Source organism: Natronotalea proteinilytica, assembly GCF_055379935.1.
Genome location: NZ_AP043947.1, coordinates 3,716,537 through 3,734,254, shown reverse-complemented (window position 1 = coordinate 3,734,254; position 17,718 = coordinate 3,716,537). Strand labels below are relative to the sequence as shown.

16 protein-coding genes are annotated in these 17,718 nt (G+C 55.5%); 3 read left to right on the top strand and 13 right to left on the bottom strand.

The features are described 5' to 3' along the window. Positions 1–182 precede the first annotated feature (182 nt). The 5 genes from ACZ5AL_RS14885 to ACZ5AL_RS14865 all read right to left on the bottom strand — a co-directional run bounded on the left by ACZ5AL_RS14885 (position 183) and on the right by ACZ5AL_RS14865 (position 3,298). Positions 183–749, bottom strand: coding sequence for a hypothetical protein (locus ACZ5AL_RS14885; RefSeq protein WP_464511386.1), 567 nt, complete (start codon positions 747–749; stop codon positions 183–185). Between the two features lie 3 nt (positions 750–752). Beyond that, on the bottom strand, positions 753–1,295 hold the full coding sequence (locus ACZ5AL_RS14880) for a helix-turn-helix domain-containing protein (protein WP_464511385.1): 543 nt from the start codon (positions 1,293–1,295) through the stop codon (positions 753–755). Between the two features lie 35 nt (positions 1,296–1,330). Next, a complete protein-coding gene (locus ACZ5AL_RS14875) occupies positions 1,331–1,783 on the bottom strand; it encodes a hypothetical protein (RefSeq protein WP_464511384.1) in 453 nt (150 codons plus the stop codon). Positions 1,784–1,854: 71 nt separating this feature from the next. Beyond that, on the bottom strand, positions 1,855–1,998 hold the full coding sequence (locus ACZ5AL_RS14870) for a hypothetical protein (RefSeq protein ID WP_464511382.1): 144 nt from the start codon (positions 1,996–1,998) through the stop codon (positions 1,855–1,857). Positions 1,999–2,200: 202 nt separating this feature from the next. Continuing rightward, entirely contained in the window at positions 2,201–3,298 is a 1,098-nt protein-coding gene (locus ACZ5AL_RS14865) for a trypsin-like serine peptidase (RefSeq protein WP_464511381.1), read from the bottom strand. A gap of 218 nt (positions 3,299–3,516) precedes the next feature. On the opposite strand from ACZ5AL_RS14865, the gene ACZ5AL_RS14860 reads away from it, so the two are divergent. The 3 genes from ACZ5AL_RS14860 to ACZ5AL_RS14850 all read left to right on the top strand — a co-directional run bounded on the left by ACZ5AL_RS14860 (position 3,517) and on the right by ACZ5AL_RS14850 (position 7,147). Then, positions 3,517–4,905, top strand: a complete 1,389-nt coding sequence (locus ACZ5AL_RS14860) for an AAA family ATPase (RefSeq protein ID WP_464511380.1) — start codon at positions 3,517–3,519, stop codon at positions 4,903–4,905. 94 nt (positions 4,906–4,999) lie between these two features. Then, complete coding sequence (locus ACZ5AL_RS14855) at positions 5,000–6,103, top strand: 6-bladed beta-propeller (RefSeq protein WP_464511378.1); 1,104 nt, start codon at positions 5,000–5,002, stop codon at positions 6,101–6,103. A gap of 438 nt (positions 6,104–6,541) precedes the next feature. Then, positions 6,542–7,147, top strand: coding sequence for a Uma2 family endonuclease (locus ACZ5AL_RS14850; protein WP_464511377.1), 606 nt, complete (start codon positions 6,542–6,544; stop codon positions 7,145–7,147). A gap of 13 nt (positions 7,148–7,160) precedes the next feature. Here ACZ5AL_RS14850 and ACZ5AL_RS14845 read toward each other — a convergent pair whose 3' ends face one another. The 8 genes from ACZ5AL_RS14845 to ACZ5AL_RS14810 all read right to left on the bottom strand — a co-directional run bounded on the left by ACZ5AL_RS14845 (position 7,161) and on the right by ACZ5AL_RS14810 (position 17,634). Beyond that, complete coding sequence (locus tag ACZ5AL_RS14845) at positions 7,161–7,820, bottom strand: outer membrane beta-barrel protein (protein WP_464511376.1); 660 nt, start codon at positions 7,818–7,820, stop codon at positions 7,161–7,163. 347 nt (positions 7,821–8,167) lie between these two features. Then, positions 8,168–9,205, bottom strand: a complete 1,038-nt coding sequence (holA, locus tag ACZ5AL_RS14840; RefSeq protein WP_464511374.1) for a DNA polymerase III subunit delta — start codon at positions 9,203–9,205, stop codon at positions 8,168–8,170. 36 nt (positions 9,206–9,241) lie between these two features. Next, on the bottom strand, positions 9,242–9,766 hold the full coding sequence (locus ACZ5AL_RS14835) for a hypothetical protein (RefSeq protein ID WP_464511373.1): 525 nt from the start codon (positions 9,764–9,766) through the stop codon (positions 9,242–9,244). A gap of 104 nt (positions 9,767–9,870) precedes the next feature. Then, the gene (locus tag ACZ5AL_RS14830; RefSeq protein WP_464511372.1) at positions 9,871–10,539 is read right to left on the bottom strand and encodes a NuoI/complex I 23 kDa subunit family protein; all 669 of its coding nucleotides are present in this window, start codon (positions 10,537–10,539) and stop codon (positions 9,871–9,873) included. A gap of 344 nt (positions 10,540–10,883) precedes the next feature. Next, a complete protein-coding gene (locus tag ACZ5AL_RS14825; protein WP_464511370.1) occupies positions 10,884–11,447 on the bottom strand; it encodes a YqgE/AlgH family protein in 564 nt (187 codons plus the stop codon). 254 nt (positions 11,448–11,701) lie between these two features. Then, on the bottom strand, positions 11,702–12,787 hold the full coding sequence (locus ACZ5AL_RS14820) for a fasciclin domain-containing protein (RefSeq protein ID WP_464511369.1): 1,086 nt from the start codon (positions 12,785–12,787) through the stop codon (positions 11,702–11,704). Between the two features lie 62 nt (positions 12,788–12,849). Then, on the bottom strand, positions 12,850–14,271 hold the full coding sequence (locus ACZ5AL_RS14815) for a SusD/RagB family nutrient-binding outer membrane lipoprotein (RefSeq protein WP_464511368.1): 1,422 nt from the start codon (positions 14,269–14,271) through the stop codon (positions 12,850–12,852). Positions 14,272–14,436: 165 nt separating this feature from the next. Then, positions 14,437–17,634, bottom strand: a complete 3,198-nt coding sequence (locus ACZ5AL_RS14810; RefSeq protein WP_464511367.1) for a SusC/RagA family TonB-linked outer membrane protein — start codon at positions 17,632–17,634, stop codon at positions 14,437–14,439. Between the last annotated feature and the right edge of the window lie 84 nt (positions 17,635–17,718).

Sequence of the window (17,718 nt, the reverse complement as noted above, 5' to 3'; positions counted from 1 at the left end):
CGGCTGCATCCGGCCTGACAGCAATGAGATTGCACCCCAGGAACACTTCCTCCCTGCGGTCGGGGCGCTTCGCTCCGACCGCAATGACAAGGTTGTGAGTTTTTTCGGTACGTTGGGGTGCCCAGGTGCCACTCCACGATTGAGGTGTGACAAAACACTACCCATTTGGGTCTTGAAGCCTCTTATGAGTCATTGGGAGCAGGGAGCGGCCCCTCCACATCGTGAGTTTTTTCCCACTCGACAACCTCTCGCAAGTTGATTCCAGGGAGTAGCAGGAATGGATACCGATGCGATGTTGTTAGACGCTGGATAACACGTCGTAGGCCCCCGTAAAGCATGGAAGCACCGTTCACTCGAATGATATCCAGCACACGACTTCTCTCTTCCTCTTCTGACGCCGGAGGCACGTCGTTAGCAGAAAATCGCCCCAGCGTAACTGTCTCAATCTGGTACGGCATTGTATTCTGAACAACCTCGGATATCGTGTTAATACCCACGTACAGAAAGATATCAAACTGCTCAGTGCCACCTCCCGGCTCAGAACGAGAGAGACTTTCCGTAGAAAGATCGATCTGAACCATGGTTTTTTCTTCAGACGTTTCAGGAAGAGATTCTGGAGAGACCAGTTGACCACGAACGTAAAACGTCGGTTGCAGCGTCCCCCCCCCTTCTGTCAATTGATAGGCGGGATTCGCTGCGAAATGAGATTCGACAAGGTCGAAGCTCTGCATTTGAACGGGAGAGATCATCGCTTAAATTGTTTCTTGTTCTTCCAGCGCTGAATAGGAGTCAAAGGCGATGTGCTCGGCTGCTTCAATAGACGGCGGCTGGGCACGTCCAGCGGATCGTGTTTCCGTCTGAATGAACTCGCGCATCCGATTGCGCACATGCGACGAACGCCGCCGCGTCACGGGCCACCAGCCAGCCCCGTTCTTCTCGCTACAGACAAACGACTTCAATTCGTCGACCTGGTCTTCCATCTCTTCTTCAGGCACCATCTTCAGGACAGGAACAGCCAAATCAAGTGCCTTGGCCATTTTTACTATGGACAGCAGCGTGGGGTTTTCACGGTTTAGCTTTTCGCTTAGCGTAGGAGGCTTAATCTCCATGGCTTCCGCCAGATCTTCCTGCGTCCACCCACGCTCATCAAGGCGACGCCCAATTTGGTACCGGATCAGATCCATCAGATCTGAGGCAATGTCTTCAGGCGTTTCCTCCAGATCCTCGAATAGTGCTTCAATATCGGCGGGCATCGGGTCTACGCTGGCCATGTCGCGGTCGCTTTGTGTATCCATGATGGTGTGGTTTTCCGGGTGGGAGCAGAGACGTGTTATTTCGACTCAAAGTAATTTATCATAGTGGCTTTAGCTTCTCTGATAAAGCGACGCTGCTTCGATTTGGATGGCTTCTTAAACGCATCCACAATAATCCAGCACGGTTTGGTGAATGCGTCAGTTTGCTCATCCTTGAACATCAGAAGACGGTGCCCTTTTGGCTTCAATTCCCAGAGGTCCTCTCCAACATCCTCAAGATCCTTGGAATTTTTGTTGTAGTAGGATTCGCCCACTTTGGCTATCATCGTTAGCATCTTCAGAATACGTTTTATCAGCCGCTTGTTTGAACGTACTTTTTTGCTTCGAAGATGCTCTTGGTACGGACAAGACCAGGACGCATCATCATGTGCTCGCGAGCAAAGCGCTACAATCATGCGCTCATGATGGCGGCTCCTTTTCTTTTCGGGGAGAGCATCAACAAGTTTAAACTCACGGGTGCTTTGTGACATAACGACCGGATATTAGCATATATACTAATCAATTGCAAGTTTCTGACCTAAGGTGAAGTAGCTGCAACTGTCTATCCCCCACCCTCCACCATCCGCACCTCCTCGTCATGGAGTGCCTGCACATCGTCGCGTTGCGGGAAACGCTCGGCCAGGAAATAATCCGAGAAGATGCTGCGGTTGTCGACGGCGGTGTCGAAAAGCGTGTGCTGCGGCATAGAAGCGAGTGGATGCGAAGAGTGGCCTACGGAATGCTCAATATCCCTATAGCGTCCGAGAGATGCAATGCCGAAAGGACATCAGAGGGGATACGGAAGACCGCATTGTCTCAACAATCGATCGCGCCACACAAAACCGCTGATGGCCATGAAGAGACCACCAGCAGTTCTATGTGTTTTCAATCCGAAGAAAACATCCTGCTTACAATCCTTCTGCTACTTCCAGCAAGTTGCGAGCGGCACTACCCTGGTACGGTCCGGCCCATTGGTTGCCCAAATCGGCTGGTCGAGGTGTAAAGAACCACCACAAGCTATTGACCGAGTTGATGTAGCAGTTCGGACAGTCTTCCACATTAACGACCCAGGGGCCTCCACTTGCCCCAGCTGTGTAATCGCAATCATTGGTTTGCATGGAGGGGCCAGAACTCCCACGATTTACGGCGCCCGTGTACGGCTCATTGCAAGTCCACATGCGCTGCCCATTGAATATCGTGCCTTCGCCCGGATATCCAAACTGCGAGGTGTCTGTCTCGTGAGCCGCGTTGAACATCCATCCGAGCGATCCTGTCACATCGACTATGCTCTGTCCGTCACGCCGCTCCATCACCGCAGCTCCCAGGTCGTAGTTAAAGTATTCGTTGGAGTACCATCCCACAAACGTAGCCAGGGTACGGGCGGCCCACCGTTCGGCCGGCTCGTCGCCGTCGAAGTAGGCCGGGACAAACATGAAGTTTTCATACCATGTCTCTCCTCCCCCTTCCGCGAGGCAGTGCCCAGCGGTCCAAACCACACTCCGGTTATCCGAAGCAATGACGCCGCCGCTGCACTCGCGATCGCCCACTCCCGGGATTGTGAAGAACACCTTGCCCATGGCACGATGCGGATACGCCGGAAGCGTGGTCACTTCTACCGCATTGTTTGGGGCACTCTGATCCATCAGGCTGTTTGCACCATTCGTTCGTGAGGCGTCTCGTTCGATAGCTGGAGGATCTCCTGGACGTGTCACTTCGGGCGCATCTGGATCAGGAATGATGGGGTCTTCAGACGGTGGCGGATCGCCTGCAATTCCTACATCAACCGGAATAGCCTCAGCCATCCGTTCGGGCGTCCAGTATTCTAATGTGGCCGCAACCTCGTCGTCCGAAAACTCCTGCGTGATGATTTCAGCCTGTGGGTCGTCACGGTCTATCTCGTCATCGCCGTCTTCGGTTGTTATGAGGTCATCGCAGGCTACGAATAGAAATGCTCCTACAAGCAGCCCTACAAATACGAGGGGAATGGTACGTTTCGTTTGAATCATGGTCGCCGTCTGGTCTGCGTTTGGGTATGCTTCGTGACTGGTGAAGCGCAGATTCCCAGTTATGAGGGACACCCGTCCGCTTTTTAATTTGAGCGCGTCTTTGTTGCCGCAAGGATCATCCAAAAAGCAGCACAGAGCGGTTCTTCCAACCCCAGCCCGCATCCGGCATACAAAGCACCTGTTCGTTTTTAGATTGCTGACTCACCGCTTCCCGACCGATGTCCGACCTCTTCGACGCCCAGGCCGATGCCGCCCGCGAAGCCAACGCTCCGCTCGCCGACCGCATGCGACCGCGTACGCTGGATGAGTTTGTGGGGCAGGAGCACATTCTGGGCGAGGGCAAGCTGTTGCGTCGTGCCATCAAGGCCGACCGGGTGACATCGGTGCTGTTCTACGGGCCGCCAGGCACGGGCAAGACGACGCTCGCGCGCATCATTGCGAACACGACTGAGGCGCACTTTACGTCGATGAACGCGGTGCTTTCGGGTGTGAAAGACATCCGCGAGGCGATCCAAAAAGCCAAGAATCGGCTGCGGCACCATCAGCAGCGCACGATCTTGTTTATTGACGAGGTGCATCGTTTCAATAAATCGCAGCAGGATGCGCTGCTTCCGCATGTGGAAAATGGCACGGTGGTGCTGGTGGGGGCGACAACCGAGAACCCGTACTTCGAGGTCAACAACGCGCTCGTGAGCCGCTCGCGCGTGTTTGAACTGCATCCGCTGGATGAGGATGCGTTGACTCAAATTGCCGATATGGTCTTGTCGGATGAGGAGCGCGGGTACGGCGACCGGAATGTTCACCTGACCGACGACGCTCGTGCGCATCTCGTAGATACCGCCAACGGAGACGCCCGGTCGGTGCTCAATGCGCTGGAACTTGCCGTGGAGACGACCCCACCGGACGATGACGGCATCATTCGCATCACGCTGAATGTGGCCGAGGAGAGCATCCAGCAGCGGGCGGTGCTCTACGACAAGGAGGGCGATGCGCATTTCGACACGATCAGCGCGTTCATCAAGAGCCTACGCGGCTCCGATCCCGACGCAGCGCTCTACTGGCTGGCGCGCATGGTGTACGCGGGCGAGGACCCGCGCTTTATCTTGCGCCGCATGATTATCTTTGCTGCCGAAGATGTGGGCCTGGCGGATCCGCGGGCGCTCATGTTGGCCGAAAGTGCGTCGCGAGCGTTTGGCTATGTGGGGATGCCCGAGGGGCAGTTCCTCCTGGCCGAGTGCTGCCTCTACCTGGCCACCGCCCCCAAGAGCAACACGTCGTTTGCGTACTTCGATGCGCTCTCGTTTGTGCGCGACGAGCAGACCGGCGATGTGCCCACGCATCTGAAAGACCCGAGCCGCGACAAAGAGGGGCTGGGCCATGGCGAAGGCTACAAGTATCCACACGCCTACCAGCAGCATTACACTCCGCAGCAGTACTTGCCCAACGACATGCAGGGCACTTACTTCTACGCACCCAGCGAACAGGGCTACGAACAGACGGTGGCCCTGCGCCTGCAGGCATTCCGCGAGCGTGACTTCGACGAGGATGTGGTCAAGCGGGCCGAGCGGTATGCGGAGGCGGAGGAGGCTTCAGCCAGCAATGGATAACACAAGAGAACTGACATATCACATCGATTCTTGAGTTATACAATAAGATGTACTATAATTAGTCAGTTGCTCATTTAAAAACACAGTCTATTTCATGTTCTCTCGATTTGTTACCACCCTCACTGTTGCTCTCTGTGCAGGCCTTCTGACCGCATTTTATAGCGGGGAGACGCATTTCGAGCCTTCCGAATGCACTGATTCCTTTCTCAGTACCCAGGAGATCGTACTCGATCAATCAGAACAATTGTTGGGCCAGCTACAAAGCGCCACGCGGCTGCCGAACGACCGGATTGTAGCAAGCACTGACGATCCAGGGGTCTTCCTCTTCGAATCGGACGGCACATTCGTTCGCCAGCTGGGCCAACCTGGACAAGGCCCTTTCGAATACCAAAATCCAACAATTGTACGAGCATACAAGGATCACATTGCGATATGGGATGCGGGCAACATGAAGGTCACCGTGTACGGTGATGACGGAACGGACATCGAGGAGTGGACCGGATTTACATGGAGTATAACCGATTTTGCGATTCGTGATGGCGTACTTTACTCCTACTATGGAAGCCTCAGTGCACCATACTTACGTGTCTGGGACCTGGAAGCTGAAGAAATGATCGCAGAATATGACGATGCTGAGTCGGTTGAGCGGGCCGCGCTCACTCAAATGGAGGGCTCGGGTAGCGTATCGCTCCACGGCGATTATCTGTATGCCCTCGATCCATCCAACCCCGCTGTTCACCAGTACAGTCTATCAGACGAAACTGAAACCCAACTTGGCATTGACGACGACGCGTTCTCCATCCCCTCCACAGATGCATCAACGGTTGACCAACTGGGCTTTGAGGAAGCCATGATGTTTGGCATGTATAGCAGTCGAAGCTATAAGGTGTACGCGCTTGAATCGTCGCTGCTAACGGTACTGCAACACGGCTCCGTCTCGTACGATGCTCCACTGTTCGACAATGGACAGCCTAACCCTAATGCCCGCATGGAATCGTATGACCGCTACTTGCATGTGTATGATATGACGCATGAAGGCGAAGTTGAACGCTGCCAGCGTATTGACATCGATATCGAACAGGCGCAGAGCGACCACGTCCTCATTGGCCCTGCTACCGACGGCTTTTTCTTTCGTACCCTTGAGGAAACGGATACGGACATAGAATATGTGCTTACTGAGTATTCGCTCCCTCAGTAATCTTCTCATCTCGCCGTTCTATCCGCCATGGTTAAGCGACTTCTTAAAACCATCGGAATCATAGCCGCCGTACTCGTTGCAGCAGGGGCTATTCTGGCTGTCGTATTCTTGGTCGTGCTCAACCAATCGTTTACGGATCCTCCACTACCTCCCGATGCGACCAGTTGTGAAGCGCCTACGTTGTACACGTCGGCAAATATGTCGGATGTAACCTCAGGATGTACGTGCCCGGTCAATCCGCACTGCTGCCCGGTGTGGGACAGAAGACATACAGTCTCTCTTGACTTTACCGGTTTTAGGGAAACCAAGACCTGCACGCTGGGCGGCTCCAGTCCATGTATCACATGCCGCGCGCAATCGGATGAAATTCCTGAACCCGGTTCCGCCCTGGCCCGTTAGCCTCACACTTCCTTCATGGGCAGAAATCCCGTATCCCTTATGATTACCTCGGTTGATCCACCGCGCACCACGCTGCGTCCGTATCGCTTCACGTACGAGGAGGTGCTTCGTATGGCCGAAGCAGGCATGCTACCGGAGCACGAACATGTCGAACTCATCGACGGACAGCTTATCCCTATGAGCCCAGTTGGAGATCCACATATTTCCTGTGTCGATGAACTCACCCATCTCCTCATCGAAAGGCTGCCAGCTGGTTCTACAGACTCGATGAGGGTCAGTGTTCAAAGCCCGCTACGTATTGACGCACATAATGCGCCCGAGCCCGATATCGTCGTAAAGAAACAACGAGGGGGTGCTGCCACGCCCGAAACGACACTTCTCACCGTCGAAGTCTCGGATACGACGCTCGACTACGACCGCGACACCAAGCTCCCGCTCTATGCTAAAGCGGGCATTCCCGAGGTGTGGATCGTGAACCTGCAGGCGCGTCAGGTGGAGGTGTACCGTGAGCCGAAGGGTACAGACTATACGCTCCGGTTGCTACGAGACGCCTCTGAAACGGTGGATCTGGCTACTCTGCCCGATATGAAGCCGCTGGCGGTTCGCGATATACTTCCACCAGCCAATGAGGATACGCCGGATTGAGCCTACTTCCCCGCTATAGTGCGCCAAACTGATAGCTCACTCCAGCCCGGATGCTTCCGTATCTCAGGCTATTGCCGGTGGTCATGACTATCGTATAGCGCGGCTCCAACGTCACAGAGAAACGAGAGGTTGCAGGAATAGCTAATCCCACACCAAAAGATACACCCGGCTCGGTCACGGTTTCGTCTTCGGTGCTCTCCACGATTGCATTACCCTCTGGATCGAATATCTCATTCTCAAAAATAAGAGCTTCTGTGTCAACGCGGAATCCACCCACATCGCCCATAATGTAAGGCTGAACCCCAATCTCTGGAATCGTAAAGTTGAGGCGCATCCCCAGCGTTCCTCCTAGAATGCGTCGATCGCCACCGCTTGCTCCCACTTCCAGATCGGGGTCAATTAGTGTGGCGTCGATCTGGGCGGTATCGAATGAGAACGAACTGTAGTGGAGCAACGCCCGCACCTCGATCGAGGACGACAGGGCGTAGCCTACGCCTGCCATAACTTCAGGGCCTGGATCATAGAAATCGCCAAAGTCAGGCCCCTCTGGAAAACCAACGCCTCCGCTTCCATAGACCGTCACCGACTGGCTTTGCGCCGGGGTGGCTATTCCGAATGCTGGAATGAGCAGAAGCAGGATAGCCCACTGACGAATAGTCTGATAACACATCATGATGGGGAGGCAAGAGGAAACAGCACAATTCTCTTTTTAATGCACTGGCAAAGTACAAGAAGGGACGCTCCCTTGCAAGACGACTTCAGATGCAAACCGTCCTACTGCTCTGTCACAGGTCAAAGTTTGGGTTGCACCTCACTCCTTTAAATGATGTCATCTTGAGCGTAGCGGCTCCGCCTAGGAGACGCGGAGTCCTGACACGAGCGTAGCGACTGACGAACGTAGTGAGTAAAGATCTCCCCCGAAATGAGCAGGGCCGCTCGATCAGAGCCTGCTGGGCGCCGAGGAGATGGTTCTGTCGAACGCCATTCGACGGCGGCCTCCTCTCCTCCGTCGGCCTTCACTCACCGAGAAGGAGAAGGGGTCGGCATCAACTGGCGCAGAAGCAGCGTCAGGATGAGCATCGGACCGCGCTGGCTGCCGCCTTTCAGCTCGTAATCCGCCGCTACCAGCGCCTGATACGCCTGCGCTAGACGTCCGCGGGTGTAGCGCTTGGCGCTCTGCACGTACTCAGACACAAAGTAGGGCGATACGCCAATCACACCGGCCAGCTGACGGTTCGACTTGCGCTGCGTTTCAGCCGACTGCAGTTTCCACAGCTTGTCAACGTACGCGTTCAGAATCGCCACAATCATGATGGCCTCACCGCGCGGGTTGTTGGCCTGCTGCAAGAGGCGATCGGCAATGCGCATGGCATCGGCATGGCGGCCCTCGCCGATGGCGCTCTGCAGCTCAAACACATTGAACTCGCGCGTCTGTCCGCTGGCGCGTAGCACATCATCGGTCGTAATCTCGTCGCGCTCTCCGATGAACGTCTCCAACTTGTCGATCTCGCTGACCGCCGTCTGCAGGTCCGTACCCACGTACTCGGCCAGCATCTGCACCGCGCGCCCGTCGATGCGCAGCCCGCGTCCTTCCACATGGCTCTTCAGCCAGCCCGGAATCTGATTGTCGTACAGCGGCTTGAAGTGCGACCACGTGGCGTTTCGCTTCAGCGCCCGGTACGGATGCGCGCTCAGATTCGGCTTTGTGGTGCAGAGCAAGAGCACCACCGCCTGCGGATTGGGCTGCTTGGCGTAGCTTTTGAACATGCGGTTGTTCTCCAGCTGCTCAAACTCGCGCACGATCACCACGCGCCGCTCCGCCATCACCGGGTAGCCCTGGCAGATATTGACGACCTGCGAGGCCTCGGCCTCCGAGCCATAGATCAGGTCGAGGTTAAAGTCGTGCTGCTCCGGCGGCAGGGCATGCTCAATGAGGAGCTCCTGCAGCTCATCCATCAGAAACCCCTCCTCGCCAAAGAAGAAGTAGAGCGGATCGAAGTTCTGATGGCGGAAGGAAGTAGCCAACTCGTTAAACGACGGACCGGTGTTTTTAGCCATGGCATGCAGCGGGGGCGAGCAGAACGCAGCGGATGCTTACTTCGGCAGGTCTTCTTCGCGGTCGGAGAGATGCGCGTTGTGCAAGCGCTGGGCCACGGTGCGCAGCCGTCCCGTATCTGCATGCAGCACATCGCGGATCCATTCGAATCCGGTTTGCTCTGTGGCGTCTACTTCAAGGGAAGACGTCCAGGCTTCGACCGGGCACGCACGCAGCGTCTCTACCAACTCGTTGCGGGCGGTGTGTACACGTTCCAGCATATCAGCAAACGTAACGGCGCGCCAGGACTGCTCGTTGGCAATGGTGAGGTCGTCTTTCATGCGGATGCGCGGGCGGTCGTCTCCGGCCAACAGCTCAGCAACCGGACGCCGCACACGGGTGTCGAGATGGGCGATGAGCCCGTAGATCTCGACAATCGCAGGCTCCGACTCGGTGGGCCGCTCGACCAGAAGCTTCTCGGGAATGCGATCGGTAAACGAACGCATCGCCTCCACCTCGTCGGTCAGCAAGGCAAGCTGGTCGATCATACGATCACGCAGCGCAGCAGGGTCTTCGGACGACATACCAGAGCGAGATCAGCGAGAAGACAAAAGCAGACAGATGGGCCGTATGCTGGCGCCCCAACGGTTCACGCTGGGGCGCTCTACAGATTGCATGTTTGCAGCGACTATGCCTGAGCGGGCGGACTGGCATACGAGTCGTCACGCAGGTGAGTGGACTCCAGGTCGTCCATGCCTTCTTCGGCAAGCCACTCTAGGAAGCGCTGGTCTTTCAGACTGTGCAAGTTGTTATCCGCCTGGAAGGACCACTGCTGCCCAAACTGCGGGTCTTTGTACTGGTCGAGATATTCCAGACGATCTTCCATCTGCTCTTTGGGCTTGAGCAGGCGCTCCAATCCAAAGATCGCTTCGTCGCGGTCTTGGAAGGTCATGTCGTATTCTTTCGACATGATGATGGCCTCTTCGGGACACACCTCTTCGCAGAAGCCGCAGTAGATGCAACGGAGCATGTTGATTTCGAACCACTCGGGTTCGCGCTCCTTCACATTGTTGACCTCTTTCGACTGCATGGAGATAGCCATGGGCGGGCAGGCGCGAGCGCACAGGTTGCACGACACACACCGCGGGCGCCCCTCTTCTTCAACGAGCACCGGACGTCCCCGATAACTGTCGGGCGGATACCACTGCTCTTCAGGATACTCAATCGTGTACGTATCCTCATGCGTGATTTTACGCAACGAAAACCCGAGTCCCTTAAACAGCTCGGGGATGTAAAGATTTTCCCAGAAGTTGAGCGTGCGCTCGTCGCGGGGTTCGCGGGAAGACGGACCAGACATGATAGCGTATCGGACTAAGTCGGAAGGCAAATGAATGACGCACACCGGCATCAAAGTAAGACGGTGCGCAGGAGGGTGGGTTTCCAGGAGGGTGGGTTTCCAGGAGGCGGGGTTTGTCCCATCCGTAGTTTGGTAGCGGTAAGGTATTAAGTGATTGACATGTGGTTTACATCATCGCAACACGCTCAAACCCCCTCTGTCTTCGAGCTTCGCCGCAGGCGTGATCCTGTGGACATCTCCCCCTTGGCTAAGGGGGAGAAACCCGTAGGGAGAGGGGGTTCGAACAAGACAAAACTGCGGTCTCCAACCACCTTATCATTTAGCGTCTATCCACTACCCGTAGTTTAATTCATGCGGGGGTCTTCAGGATAGGTGGAGAGCAGGGCGTACTCGCCGCCCATTGCCCGCATCACGGTACGCCACAGCGCCTGTGGCTCGGTATCAAAGATCCAGTTGGCGCGGGCCTTTGTTAGGATCCAGGCGTCTTGCTCCACTTCGTGCTGCAGTTGGCGGGGCGACCACCCGGTGTAGCCAAGGAAGAAGCGAATCTGATCAGGAGGGGCGCCTTCGTTTTGTACCCGTGCCTCAACCGCGTCGTAGGTGCCGCCCCATCGCACATTCGGCAGTACCGAAATGCTTTCGGGAATGGCTTCGGGGTAGCGATGCACAAAGTGCAGTGTTTCGCGCTGTACGGGGCCGCCCAAGAACAGCGGCGGATCGTCTACAAAGTAGCTGTCCATTACATCGCCCAGATGTACATCGGTGGGCTGGTTGAGCACAAGCCCGAAGCTGCCCTCCGCGCCATGGTCGCAAAGCAAGATGACAGTCTGCCGAAAGTTCGGGTCATCCATAACGGGAGCGGCTACAAGCAAGGTGCCCGGAGCCAGGTGGACAGAGTCGGTAGACATAGAAGTAGACTGCAAATGCAGAAGCAACGCATGAACCATCATGGCCTACGCCCAATGGCCTGTACGTTTCCAGTGCATCGGCATATTCGAATGCCCTCAATGCGTTTGGGCTAATGTTGAAGAGATGCAGCGTTGAGCAACAGCTCATACCGAGTGCTACTGCTCCATTAACCAGCAAAGCCCCGCTCACATGTCGTGAGGGGGCCTTGCTGTAAACGATACTGCGAGAGGCTGTTTGCACAGCACAAACGAGCTTACTCAACCGGCGAGAGCACAGCCTCGTCGGATACAGCAGTGGCGTCGCGTTCATACGGGGCATCGGCATCAGCGTCAAACGCTTCGTCGCCATCGGTATCGGCATACACCACGACATTGACCTCGGTGTCGCTGTCGAGGGATTCTGCAAGCTCGACTGTAACGTCGTTGGCCAGTCCAGCTTCAACGAAAGCGGAGTGCCCAATGATCTCGTCGTCGGCCTCGATCACAGCAAATCCGCCTTCGGGCAGATACACGCCGTCAACGGTTGCAGTAAGCGTTCCATCGGCATCAACGACAGCCTGGTCGGAGGCATCAACAGAAGCGGTCGGTGGCAGCAGCACGGTATCGATTTCGTGCAAGGCCGACTCGTTAGCAACGGGGATGTCGGTGTCGGTTACCGTTGCGCTGTTGGCTGCACCATTTACCGATACGGTGCCTCCGTCTATGCTAAATGACAGCGGATAGGCATCGCCGTATAGCGTTGCGGCTGTGTCTCCATCAGAGATATCGCCCGAGGCAATGGCCGCTCCAGCAACGTGATACGTGAGGATGTCAGCGAGCACACCGGGAGCCGGCAACTCTCCATCAAGTGCTTCGGCGACGGGCGCAAAAGCCTCGTCAGTTGGAGCGAAAACGGTGATGTCGCTCGCATCAGCGAGCGTTGAAACGAGCCCCGCCTCATCTACTGCATCAGCCAACGTGGGATAGAAACGCGTTGCCTGCGTGACCACATCAACGAGGGCGGCCTCTACGTCGAGCGACCCATCGTACTCTACGCCATCGTCAATGCTGATGGTGTAGGTGCCTGCCTCATCGAAGGTTACATCTACATACTCCCCTTCGCGACGAACGTCGTATTCGGGGGTACCGGGCCCTGCTACGTCCCATGTGTAGTTTTTCTCGATGGTAAAGGCCTGCACGTAATACTCGCCAGTAGCAGGAACTTCGACCGTGGCAGGCCCGACGATATTAAGTTCATCGCCCGGTTCCCATCCAATGTTTTGGGACGAGTCGTCGCAGGCGGTGAGTGCACCCACAAGGACGAGCAGCAGAGTAAAGCGTAAGGTGTTTTGAAGCGTCATGGTTATCATAGTGCTAAGAGGGCGAAAGGAAACAGAAAGACGATTGCGACCTGTGGGGCGGCTTAGTTCACGTCCCACCACAGGCGAGTAGCCTGGGAGTCGCCCTGGTCTCCGCTAAGCAGGTCGATGCCGTCTTGCAGGTTCGCCGCATTCAGGTTGGCTTCGTCGGTTGGATAGGTGAGTCGTACGGCCACTTCGGGATCAAGGCCGGGCAGATCCACCGCCGCTCCTCCTGCGGGGGTGCGAACAAGCCCTTCGAAACCAAGGCGGCGCCATTCGGCCCAGCCTTGTACACCTTGCATGTAGAGCGCAACCCATTTCTGTTCACCAATGGACTGTTTCCATTCGGCGGCGTTGTACGGCACGCTATCAATATAATCATTAATAGCTGCAGCATCGGAGACGCCCCAGAAACTCATTGAGGAGCGAATGCCGTCTTCGTAATAGTCAGCAGCATTTCCACTAATGTAGCCGCGCTCAACGGCCTCGGCCATAATGAAGTAGACTTCATCTTGCAGCAGCAAGTAAGCGGGCGCATTCGGAGCACGCACGGTCTGGCTGGGGCGCGAAAAGCCGCCCTGCGAGTAACGGGCTTGGGCACTTCCTTCGGTTAGACCATATGGGTAGCCAATGAAGTCACCTTCTACCGATTCCGCATAGAATGCTCGACGCGGATCGTCGTGATCGTTCATATAGTCGAGCAGGTTTTCGGTGACGGCCCAGTCGTCGCGTCCAGCAATCTCGTAGTTAGCGTAGATTGGATTTTGATAGGGCGGCGAATCGTCAAACGCAACGTAAGCGCCGTTGTAGGCTGCGGCACCGCCAAGCGCGTTGATGGCGCTTACAGCGTCGCTAACCTCTGACGACACATTTTGCGCATCCGACATGCGCATGGCAACGCGCAGTTTCAGAGCATTGGCAAAAAGTGTCCACTGTTCAATGTCACCATTGAAAATGACGTCTCCGCCAAGTGCAGGGGCACTGGGATTGAGGCGCCCGAGCGCCTCATCGATCATGTCCAACAGGCCATTATATACCTCTTCTTGCGAGTTGTAGGTGGGAACCGGGTTTTCATTGCCGCCCAGCGCATCATCAAACGGGATCGGCCCCCAGATGTCTGTCATGACGTGGTACGTCCATGCTTGCAGAAGCATCGACATAGCAATTTGGTTGTCGGGGTCCCCGAACGTTGCTAGCGCTTCAGGATTTTCCTCATTCAGGTCAATGATCTCTTGCAGGTCATTGATAGCGAGGTAATAGCTTCCCCACATGCCATTGACAACACCGGCTCGCTCTTGAGGGAAGCGGAAGCGGTCTTCAGCCGTGTATTGGTTTTGGGTCCAATATTGAGCATAGAGGTTGCCAAACCGACCCAGGGTAAACCCGCCCCAGTAGGTTTCAGCGATGTCTTTCGTTGCGTTAGTGAAAATGAAGTCCGTACGAGCATCCGACGAAGCATTTGGATCTTCGTTGATGTCGGTCAAATCGCATCCGCTGATGAGCACAGCGACGCATAAAAGCCCGACGGCAAGAATTCGATTGAGTGCGTACATTAGAGTGTAGGTCTTAGCAGTAGGAGAGCGGATTATAGTGCACACAGTGTGGGCGGCAGAGTAGCACAGCCGCCCACATCTGTGTAGCACTGTGCACTACAGTTGCATAGTCAGCGAGAAACCGTACGTACGCTGCGGCGGAATCTGACCCGCTTCAACCCCTTGTACGTTTGTGGCGCTAATGGCCGTAGCAGGGTCGAAGTGAGGCGTTTTCTTGTACAGCGTAGCCAGGTTGCTTCCCTGCAGTGCCACCGTCAGGTTCTGAATCGGTGTCCGGTCAAACCAGGTACGCGGAAGCGTATAGCGGACGTTGACCGACTGCAGCTTGATGTGAGTGGCATCGAACACGTTGGCTTCGTTGTTGCCAAAGAATCCGCTGATAAAGAATGCATTCGGGTCTACGCGCCCGGTCCATTCAACGAGTTCGCCACTCTCATTTTCGTACACGCCATCAGGCACTATGCCCACCTCGCGCACATCTCCGTCAACGGTCTCATCAATAAGACCGCTGTACATGCCGAACATGTTACTTACGGAGTAGATGCTACCGCCTTTCTGGCCATCCAGGGACGCACTTACGCTCCAAGGGCCATACGAGAACGACGTTTGCAGGCCTGCTGTCCAGTCAGGCACGTAGCTGCCAAGCGCTTTCGGCGCACTGGTGATAGGGATACCACTTGAGTTGAGAATGATGTTGCCATCATCATCGTACTGGTATCCGGAGCCAAACAGCGTTCCATAAGGCTCACCGACACGAGCCACAACATCTGGACCGAAAGGGGTGCCGCCAATGGTGTAGCTCTCCAGGTTCAAGTCGGAATCGAGTTCGACCACCTCATTGGTATTGCGTGCCCAGTTCACGGTAAAGTCCCAGCGCATGTCTTCGCTCAACACCGGTGTACCAGTCAGCGCAATTTCTACGCCTTGGTTCTCAATTTCTCCGGCGTTTACGAGTAACTCCTGATATCCACTGGCGCGCGAGACTTCAACACCAAGAATCTGATCGCGCGAGATATCGCGATATGCGGCAATGTCTACCCCTACGCGATCCTCAAAGAAACCGAGTTCAAGTCCAGCCTCAATGGAGGTGGTGATCTCAGGTTTCAGGTCTTGGTTGTTCAAGCGGCCGGGGACCGACTGTACGGGGTTGCCACGGAAGGGCGTGTTGAGATTGTACGTGGTAAGCAGCTGATACGGATCAGTGTCGTTACCTACTTGCGCCCATCCCAGTCGAAACTTTCCGTTCGAGAAGGCCTCTGTTCCATCAAAGACGCCCAAATCGCCAAAGATAAAGCTTCCGCGAATTGAGGGGTAGAGATACGCATTTTCGCCTTCAGGGAGCGTAGAACTCCAATCGTTACGAAGCGACCCCTCTACGTACACCAAATCCTCGTATCCAACAATTGCTGTTCCGTACGCGCCCACCAGCTTCCGCTCTTCAAAGAAGTCAGTGATTGATGGACGGCTGAGTGAGTTTTCGAGGGTGTACACATTCGGCGCAATGAGACCGCCTTGGGTGTTGCCGATATTCAGCTTATAGCTATTGTAGCGGTAATCTGTGCCGACCGTAGCATTGAGGCTGAACGCATCGGTTAGCTGTGTGCCGTAGTCAGCCTGGAGGTTTGCGTTGAGTTCACGCACCTGGCGCATTTCCTCGCGGTACTGATCTTGCCCGACCGATCCAACAGCGAGGCGCTCCTGGCGCCGGTCGGTGTATAGATCCGTACGCACATTACTTGAAAGCTGAAGATCATCGGTCAGGTCATACGAAAGCCCGATGCCCCCAAAGACGCGGTCGTTCTCGTCTTGCTGAAAGTTGTTAAACTGCACCCAGTACGGGTTATCGAAGTAGATAATGTCGCCTGCTTCGGCACCGGCTTCACCGCCCGTCCAGTTCCATGAGCGCTGCGACCCATCGGGGCGTTCGTAGTCTTCCATAAAGCTTCCATCGCCCATGTCAAGCTGACGCTGACCGAAGTGGTTAAACTGCTGAAAGACGTTGCGTCCGTCGTATCCTGTACCTGGACGCGCCTGGCCCTGCGTGTTTGTGTATGTGGCTTGCAGGTTGGTAGACAGCCGCTCTGTGAGGTTGAGCGAACCGTTAAAGCTCACTTCGTTGCGGTCTAACGAACTGTTCGGGTAGACCCCACTTTCCATCACGTTTTTCACCGACGCGCGATAGTTGAAGTTAGGACCGCCCTGCGCAAACGAAACGGACGTGTTGAAAACCGTGCCCGTGTTGAAAAAGTCTTGCACATTGTCGGGATGAGCTTCCCACGGTGTGGTTTGCCCGTACAGGTCATTCACCTCATCGTAGCTGTACCACTGGCGCACTTCTCGACCATCGAGGCGCGGTCCCCACGACTGGTCAGTCCCGAAATCCACAACATATTGGCCCTGATTGTTCATGTCGAACGGACGCCACGAGCCTCCGCCGTAGGTGTTCTGGTAATCGGGCAGTCCATACACCTGACGTGCACTGGCTCCTGTTCGCACCGTAACGCCCATGCCATCGATGCCCTCACCACTTCTGGTGGTAATCTCGATAACGCCATTGGCTGCTCGTGCTCCATAGAGAGCTGCCGCGTTTGGGCCTTTCAAAACAGACACTGAAGCAACATTATCAGGGTTGATCATTTGGGCGGCGTTGCCATAGTCATATCCGCCTCCACCACCCGCTTGGCCACCGGTCGTAAAGTTCGAGTTGTCAAGCGGCGTACCGTCGATAACGATCAACGGTTGATTGTCGCCTGCTACCGAACGCGCCCCGCGCAACACAATACGAGCGGAGCCGCCCATTGCATTGGAGGTTGAAATGTCGGCACCAGCAATGCGCCCTTGAAGGCCGCTAACGAAGTTTGTTTCAGCTGTCCCAGCTAAATCGTCACCGCTTACTTCTTGCACAGAATATCCCAGGGAGCGTTCTTCCCGCTCAATACCCAGGGCCGTAACGACAACATCGTCGAGTTCAAAGGCATCTGACTGGAGCCCGATCTCGACATCGGTGGTTTCACCCGCCGTCACCTCGACATCGGTGGTTGCTGTTTCGTATCCAACAAATGAGACGGTAAGCGTATGCGTACCGACTTCAACATCGCTGAATCCAAAACGCCCTTCCACATCAGTAGACGTTCCCCGGTTAAGCGCGTCGATCACGACATTGGCGCCCGGAATGGCTTCGGAGGTCTCTGAATCGACCACCGTACCGGTTATTTCGCCGCTCTGGGCCCAGGCTGTTCCTCCTACACCCAGCAACGCAGCCAAAAGAATAGTGACTAGAGAAGTTCGTAACATAAGACCATAGATACCAGTGAGTAAAATTACTCAAGAAGTGAAACCAGAATACAGACGCTGTATTGGTCTGCAGTTGATCAGACC

What these genes read in the sequence shown, in the direction of transcription:
- ACZ5AL_RS14845 (WP_464511376.1), bottom strand. Translation starts at nt 7,820, where the DNA reads ATGATGTGTTATCAGACTATTCGTCAGTGGGCTATCCTGCTTCTGCTC.
- holA (WP_464511374.1), bottom strand. Translation starts at nt 9,205, where the DNA reads ATGGCTAAAAACACCGGTCCGTCGTTTAACGAGTTGGCTACTTCCTTC.
- ACZ5AL_RS14825 (WP_464511370.1), bottom strand. Translation starts at nt 11,447, where the DNA reads ATGTCTACCGACTCTGTCCACCTGGCTCCGGGCACCTTGCTTGTAGCC.
- ACZ5AL_RS14865 (WP_464511381.1), bottom strand. Translation starts at nt 3,298, where the DNA reads ATGATTCAAACGAAACGTACCATTCCCCTCGTATTTGTAGGGCTGCTT.
- ACZ5AL_RS14830 (WP_464511372.1), bottom strand. Translation starts at nt 10,539, where the DNA reads ATGTCTGGTCCGTCTTCCCGCGAACCCCGCGACGAGCGCACGCTCAAC.
- ACZ5AL_RS14860 (WP_464511380.1), top strand. Translation starts at nt 3,517, where the DNA reads ATGTCCGACCTCTTCGACGCCCAGGCCGATGCCGCCCGCGAAGCCAAC.
- ACZ5AL_RS14875 (WP_464511384.1), bottom strand. Translation starts at nt 1,783, where the DNA reads ATGTCACAAAGCACCCGTGAGTTTAAACTTGTTGATGCTCTCCCCGAA.
- ACZ5AL_RS14855 (WP_464511378.1), top strand. Translation starts at nt 5,000, where the DNA reads ATGTTCTCTCGATTTGTTACCACCCTCACTGTTGCTCTCTGTGCAGGC.
- ACZ5AL_RS14850 (WP_464511377.1), top strand. Translation starts at nt 6,542, where the DNA reads ATGATTACCTCGGTTGATCCACCGCGCACCACGCTGCGTCCGTATCGC.
- ACZ5AL_RS14870 (WP_464511382.1), bottom strand. Translation starts at nt 1,998, where the DNA reads ATGCCGCAGCACACGCTTTTCGACACCGCCGTCGACAACCGCAGCATC.
- ACZ5AL_RS14880 (WP_464511385.1), bottom strand. Translation starts at nt 1,295, where the DNA reads ATGGATACACAAAGCGACCGCGACATGGCCAGCGTAGACCCGATGCCC.
- ACZ5AL_RS14835 (WP_464511373.1), bottom strand. Translation starts at nt 9,766, where the DNA reads ATGTCGTCCGAAGACCCTGCTGCGCTGCGTGATCGTATGATCGACCAG.
- ACZ5AL_RS14885 (WP_464511386.1), bottom strand. Translation starts at nt 749, where the DNA reads ATGATCTCTCCCGTTCAAATGCAGAGCTTCGACCTTGTCGAATCTCAT.
- ACZ5AL_RS14810 (WP_464511367.1), bottom strand. Translation starts at nt 17,634, where the DNA reads ATGTTACGAACTTCTCTAGTCACTATTCTTTTGGCTGCGTTGCTGGGT.
- ACZ5AL_RS14820 (WP_464511369.1), bottom strand. Translation starts at nt 12,787, where the DNA reads ATGACGCTTCAAAACACCTTACGCTTTACTCTGCTGCTCGTCCTTGTG.